This window comes from Zavarzinella formosa DSM 19928, assembly GCF_000255705.1.
Lineage (GTDB): Bacteria > Planctomycetota > Planctomycetia > Gemmatales > Gemmataceae > Zavarzinella > Zavarzinella formosa.
Window position 1 is genome coordinate 39,872 of the sequence record NZ_JH636454.1, and the last position, 6,256, is coordinate 46,127.

The 6,256-nt window shown below is 51.7% G+C and carries 7 protein-coding genes and 2 pseudogenes; 6 read left to right on the forward strand and 3 right to left on the reverse strand.

Going from position 1 to position 6,256, the window contains the following annotated elements:
* Positions 1–78 precede the first annotated feature (78 nt).
* Entirely contained in the window at positions 79–1,326 is a 1,248-nt protein-coding gene (locus BGIM_RS64355; RefSeq protein ID WP_157369950.1) for a hypothetical protein, read from the forward strand.
* 189 nt (positions 1,327–1,515) lie between these two features.
* Here BGIM_RS64355 and BGIM_RS59540 read toward each other — a convergent pair whose 3' ends face one another.
* Both BGIM_RS59540 and BGIM_RS68570 read right to left on the reverse strand, forming a co-directional pair.
* Positions 1,516–2,478: a hypothetical protein gene (locus BGIM_RS59540; RefSeq protein WP_238537849.1), complete on the reverse strand. Its 963-nt coding sequence runs from the start codon at positions 2,476–2,478 to the stop codon at positions 1,516–1,518.
* Between the two features lie 6 nt (positions 2,479–2,484).
* Positions 2,485–2,784 (reverse strand): annotated as a pseudogene (locus tag BGIM_RS68570) (hypothetical protein); the annotation flags it as partial.
* 244 nt (positions 2,785–3,028) lie between these two features.
* Between BGIM_RS68570 and BGIM_RS0145430 the strand changes: the two are divergent.
* Entirely contained in the window at positions 3,029–3,652 is a 624-nt protein-coding gene (locus BGIM_RS0145430) for a hypothetical protein (protein ID WP_084760645.1), read from the forward strand.
* A gap of 320 nt (positions 3,653–3,972) precedes the next feature.
* Here the strand turns inward: BGIM_RS0145430 and BGIM_RS60900 are convergent, their stop codons facing one another.
* Entirely contained in the window at positions 3,973–4,491 is a 519-nt protein-coding gene (locus tag BGIM_RS60900) for an NUMOD4 motif-containing HNH endonuclease (RefSeq protein WP_020476215.1), read from the reverse strand.
* A gap of 141 nt (positions 4,492–4,632) precedes the next feature.
* Between BGIM_RS60900 and BGIM_RS0145440 the strand changes: the two genes are divergently transcribed.
* The 4 genes and pseudogenes from BGIM_RS0145440 to BGIM_RS67675 all read left to right on the forward strand — a co-directional run.
* Positions 4,633–4,824: a hypothetical protein gene (locus tag BGIM_RS0145440; protein WP_020476216.1), complete on the forward strand. Its 192-nt coding sequence runs from the start codon at positions 4,633–4,635 to the stop codon at positions 4,822–4,824.
* A gap of 247 nt (positions 4,825–5,071) precedes the next feature.
* Positions 5,072–5,296 carry a hypothetical protein gene (locus tag BGIM_RS0145445; protein ID WP_020476217.1) on the forward strand — a complete coding sequence of 75 codons (225 nt, stop codon included), beginning with the start codon at positions 5,072–5,074 and terminating at the stop codon, positions 5,294–5,296.
* A 9-nt stretch (positions 5,297–5,305) separates the two neighbouring features.
* Positions 5,306–5,638, forward strand: a pseudogene (locus tag BGIM_RS68575) (DNA cytosine methyltransferase); the annotation flags it as partial.
* Positions 5,639–6,002: 364 nt separating this feature from the next.
* A partial coding sequence (locus BGIM_RS67675; protein ID WP_238537845.1) for a hypothetical protein occupies positions 6,003–6,256 on the forward strand: 254 nt, incomplete at its 3' end.

Below are 6,256 nucleotides of genomic sequence, written 5' to 3' on the forward strand. Positions count from 1 at the left end.
GTTGTTAACTGATGAAATCAATTGCATGCTACTGAAAAAAGTTAAAACTATACAATTGTAATTGCGGATGGCATATTAATGGTTTATTCGTCGATTAATATCTCTTTTGTTTTGCTGACGTTATTTTCCCATCGCACTGTAGATCGGGATTTTTCCCTATCATCATCTGTGGTGGCTGCATTCTCTGACGGGCCTGTAGTGATTCAAAGTCAAATCAAATATTTAGGATCGCGTTCTATTTCAATTTTATGGAATAGCGATTTGCCAAACATCACTGTCAGCATGCCCGAAAATCATCCGGCAAATTTCAGGATAATCGGGCTTAATGGCAATGGAGCCTCCAGAGAAATCAATCTGGAACCCGGCGCGATACTGACTGAATTTGAATGCTTGCATCACAGGCATGCGGCTTTTGGGGTAGGCAATGAAAATACTAGGATATTTTGCAAAATTTTGCAGATGCGAGATGGCAGACAAGAGCAGATATCAAGTCTAAAATTAACGATTAACCTTAACACTGTCGCTTTAAATGCTCGCGGAATTGCAAGATTTGAATCTTATTATCTAAATCAACTGAACAAATTTAGCAATTCAAATATTGAGCGGCGGCGAATCGGGCAATGGCTTGACCAGGTCTCCAATTTTGCGTTTCTAGGGTTGATGTTGAATTGTCTTGGCAGTTCGCATTCAAGAGCGGAAGATTGCGATTGGTTGAATCGCATTGCGACGATGAGGTGTGATCAGAATGTATTATCCAGAATATTGGCTGAACATTTATCGGCCAATCAAACCGCCATTCCCCAAATATTTGAGCTTTGGCGGTCTTCCAAATTGCCCGCTCCTTCTCAGCACGACATAATCAAGTTAAGAACGGCTAAAAATATTTGGATCCGCACTTTTGCCACACTGATTTTTGACAGTTCCACTAACAATCCCAACATTCAGAAAGTCGCATCGGACCTACAATATGCTTATGCCAACGATGAATCCTCATCGATTAAACAGCATATCAAGAGGACTGACGACAATAATTATGTTAGCCGAGAACATGCCTCCAAGGCACTTCTTATGCTTGGAGAGTATGCCGAGATGCCGATACGATCTGCTCTCTCAACAACTCTTTCTGCCGAATCGACTTCTCGTCTCAAAAATTTGTTGAAACTCATCGAGGGCGAGGGTTGTTCTGAAGCATCGGTTTCGGTTCGTTGTCTTGAAGCCATCAATTCGCAAGAATGCCGACTTTTGCTTAATGAGCTAGCCAAGTCAGATTTCCAAAACCGAATGACGTTTGCGGCTCGAAAAGCAGTCGCCGCAAGAGAGAAGTAGGAGGCTTTGATAGAACCATATTGCTTTAGAGCGTTCGGAAATAATGAAGCAAAATCTTTGGTTTTTGCGAGGATTCCTCATTGTTTCCGAACGCTATTATGCTGATGGTCGATTTCTCTTGTCAAATTGAACGGTCAGTCAGAATAATATCAATCTTGGTGTAATCATTCTCACGACGCGATTAATCCGCTATGATCGCCCACGTCTGACAAAATGGTTCAAGAATTCTTCCCACAAGAGCAAGTTTAACGCAAAATCTGCTTGGTCATCAAGGCGTGGAAGAGGAACATGCTTGATCTCGGAAAAGGCTTGATCTCGCGGCCTGTTTGATTTAAGTGGAACTATTATCGCGTCATACCCACCGCAGTCCTGCGAGTCAACATCTCCGTCGAAAAGCAGCCAACATGCCACTTTTACGCCCAAAAGTCTCGCAACGGTGGTAATCCCGGCATTTGCGGGGTCATCACCACAAATCAGAACAATCTCCGGCCTAAATCGCTCGGCAGCACCACTGAAAACATCCATAAAGGCAGCAATCTTCTCTGCCAACGAAGGTTGGCCCGCTGGCACTCGATCAGGCTCGAATTCAGTCGCCGAGCACCCAATTGACACGCTGCGGGAACGAACAGAGAACTTAACCCCGCCGATCTCACCTCGGATGATCCACCCCTCCGGCTTTTCCGGCGGTATTTTCATTGTCGGCAGAACCGCCGTGTTATTCGGAGCGGGACCGGTGAAAATCCCGCACCGCCATCCCCGCCCGGTCAGCGCGGCGAACAGGTTACGGACACTGATCATGCCATCCGTTTGATCGTCCAAGCCACGGTACGACGCGAACATGACCCGCGGATGTGCCATCACCCGGCTCTGGTCGGACATCGGAGCGGCCTTCCCGACCTCCTCGACTGTCTTGACGGCAGGAATAGAAGCCGCACCCTGAATTCCATCTGACACATCGGAACCATGCCGGGCGACAAATTCGGCCACCCGCACGGACCAAATTAACCCGGCTTCTTTTTCAATTTGATCCTCCGGCCATTCCCACCATCTGATCGCCAGTAGTTTGGCCACGGTCTCGGAGTCGAATCGATACTTGACTATCCGGGCCGGATTGCCAACCACGATGGCATATGGAGGAACGTCTTTGGCCACGACTGTCGCCGCCCCGATAATCGCCCCGTCTCCGATTGTCACTCCGGACAGGATGGTGACATACGCCCCGATCCACACATCATTGCCGATCCGGATATCTCCCTTCGTCCCCGTAATATCTCCAGGTCGCCAAGAAGTGGTGACTCGCTTCGGATGATGATCCGCGTCGAGGATGAACCGGACGCCCTTGGCGATAGAGCAATATTTGCCGACGCTGATCCATGATCGGTCCCCGTAGGACAGCACACCCGGCGTTTCAGCGAAATAGCTTCCCCGGCCCATCGGGATTGTTCGAGGATTTGACATGGATCATCCAACGGAGAGGTTGCGAGACTGTTTTTCAGGCTGAATTCGACGAGTTTGTGCTTTTACCATCGTCGCCAGCCACATCCTATCCACTTTACCAACACGCCAACGGCGTTTCCATCTGCCAGCATGATTGAGAATTGACGCCCCAAAGGCCATGCAAAAAACTGCTTGCTTGAACGCGCATTCCGCGCTAGGGTCGGCTTTGTCAGGCAATGAAGCCCGGCGAACAGACGGAGTGGTTATGGGAACGAGAGGATTTACCGGAGTGCATATCGAGAGCAAGGACAAGTTGGCCTATCAGCAATTCGACAGCTATCCCGAAGGCGTGGGGCGTGAAACAATCGACGCGCTCGCCGGTCTTCTCGCTGATGAATCCACAATAAATGCGACTATCGAGAAAGCCAAAAGGCTACAGCCAAAAGGACCGGACGATTCCCCCGCCACTCCAGAAGAAATCGAGCAATTGGCTCCTTGGACTGACCTTCGTGTCAGCAATCAAAGCGTGACCGACTGGTATTGCTTGGTCCGAAAAACTCAAGGCGATTTGAACGAAATGCTGAAAGCGGGTTTTTGTTGGGATGCACAAGACTTTCCCGTCGACAGTCTGTTCTGCGAATGGGGCTACGTCGCCAACTTCGACACTTCCGAATTGGAAATCTACCGGGGCTTTCAGAAGCAGCCTCACGATAAAGGCCGCTTTGCCAAGTTGCCCATCTCAGAGGAAAAGGCGGCGTCGGGAAGCACCTACTACCCTGTCGCCCTGTTGGGTTCCATCCCCTTCGCACGGATCATTGAAGACGCCAATCTGGCCTTCCATGACATGATGAAGCTGGCTCGTGAGGATGACGGAGAGGAAGCGGTGTAGATGACCCCCAACCAAATCGAGGACGACTTGATTCGCATCTACGGGGATAGGTTCCGAAGGCGTTTTGCTCTTTACCTTGGAAGAAGTCCAGGGACAGTGACAAAGTGGTGGAAAGATAGGGATAAACCGCTTCCGGCAGTGGTGCATTGGCAGGTGCGACGACTGATTGGGGGGAAAGGGTGAGGGCGTTGCCTTCGGCCCGAGCCTCTACAGGGCTTCGGTCGGCAAGCCGACAGCTTCGCTCCCTTACGATCTCTAACGCAAGCAGAAGGGGACGCTGTCCCCTCCCGATGCAAGGGGCAAGCCTATAAGGATCACACCTATGGTTTTCGACGGCGGTTGTTTTGAAGCATAGATATATGCGAATCATCTACCCCAAATTGCTGCGCCAGTTTCGCTTGTGTGACCAATCCTTTTAGTGCTCTGATCTCGGCGACTTGGGAATCTGTGAGCTTTGTAAATCTCCTCATATTTTCCGGTCGGAGATTTTGCAAGTTGTAGTGATTCAACCCAAGCTTGAATGCATGTCGATTGTTTTCGGCCTGTGTGACATACTCCAGGTTGCCCATGGAATTATTCTGCTTGTTGCCGTCGATATGATTGACATGATGCTTTAGTGGTCGCTCCCCCAAAAAGGCACTGGCGACCAGAGAGTGAACGCGATAAATCTTTTTTATGCCATTATTCCAAAGCTCAACATGATAGTAGCCATTGGTATTTGTGCGTAAACTCAACTGTTTTGATGCCCTGAGTGACAACACTGATCCGCGACTCGACACCAAATATTTGTGCTCAAAGCCAACCACTGGCCTCCATTCTTCATGCATGTTGTCTGCCATACTTCCTCCCTGATTGTTCAGTCGAGAGGGTACAGCATGCGTGCGTTTGCGCAAGCAATTTCTTCTTGCCCTAGCAAATTGTGTCTTGCGCAAGCAAATGAAACGGGCTATTGTCGGCTTCCCAAATCAGAAGGAAGCCCCATGACCCCGACACAAATCCAAAACGACCTGATCCGCATCTACGGTGAACGATTTCGATCCCGCTTTGCCTACTACCTCGGCCGCAGCCCCGGAACCGTGACGAAGTGGTGGAAGCAGCCTGACAAGCCACTTCCAGCAGTGACGCACAAACAGGTGCAGCGGTTGGTCGGCTGGAAGGAACAGCAACCGTGACGTTTCCGCATCGCAAGGAAGCAAGTGGGGGACTCGCGTCCCCATCGGCATCAAGACCAAGCCCTTCGGGTGCCGCCAGAAGTCTTTTCCCCTGTCCGCTTCGCGTCCATTCCTCGCGGGCGCTTCGCTTCAAAACACTTCCGTCGTCAGTCTTGACCCCTCCCCCCGCTCATTGCCGCTTGGCTAGTCAAGAGCATGGCCGCTTCGCAGTCATACTCTTTTCAACCAACCAAGGAAGGAACACCCCATGACCCCCGCCCAACTCATCCACATCCACGCCACGAAACACCTCGGCACACGCGGACGCGTCAAAGTCACCGGCCTGAAACAGAACGCCAACATGTACTCCGCAACCGTCGAACTGACTACGCCGCACGCCATTGAGACGTACCGGGCTTGGTACGGAGGCGGGGCCATCGGCATGGTTCAAACCCGAACCGAAGTTATTTCAGCCATGCCATTGTTCGCGTAGGGGGTGGCAATGAAGTACATCTCAATCTGTTCGGGAATTGAAGCCGCCACAGTTGCCTTTCACCCGCTCGGCTGGACACCTCTCGCATTTTCAGAAATTGAACCCTTCCCCAACGCAGTTCTTGCTCACCACTATCCGCATGTGCCAAACCTCGGCGACATGACCCAATTCCGCAACTGGCCAGAGGAATTGCTGGTCGAATGCGACATGTTGGCGGGTGGGCCACCATGCCAGGCATTCAGCGTGGCGGGTCTTCGGGGCTCCCTCGATGACGCTCGCGGCAACCTGACGCTCACCTACGTTCATCTCATCAATCACATCGACAACATCAGGAGGAAACATGGAAGGGAACCAATACTCGCTCTTTATGAGAACGTCCCCGGAATCTACAGCACGCGGGACAACGCTTTTGGATGCCTGGTCGGAGCAATCTGCGGGCAGGATGCGCCCGTTGAAACTGAAACCGGGAAGTGGCCTTCGACTGGCGTATTCTGGGGAACGAAGCGCCGAGTGGGTTACCGAACACTCGATGCCCAATATTTCGGCCTCGCCCAACGCAGGCGACGGTGTTTTCTCCTTGCCGTGCCTAACGAACTTGTCGAACGTCTTGGAGACAGGGCCGATCCCTCGGAAATACTTTCTGTCGCAGAAAGCCTGCGAGGGGATTCTCCGCCGAGCCGAAAGACGGGGAAAAGCGTTACCCACGATGTTGCACCAAGCCTTACAGGCAGTGGCCGGGGAGTGGAGAGAACTGGCGAGAGCCGTGGGCAAGACCCAGTTGTTGCCGTCAACCCGTCACTCCACGGAGAGGGACTCCGACCAGAAGGAATTCGACCGGATAGTTCGGCTGCTGAAACTTTCAAGCGAAGAGGGCAGCACCCAACTGTCGCCGTCTGCCCGACACTCCGCGCTGGAGGAAACCGCACGGGAGGAGATCGACCGCCCGGAACAGACGTTGAC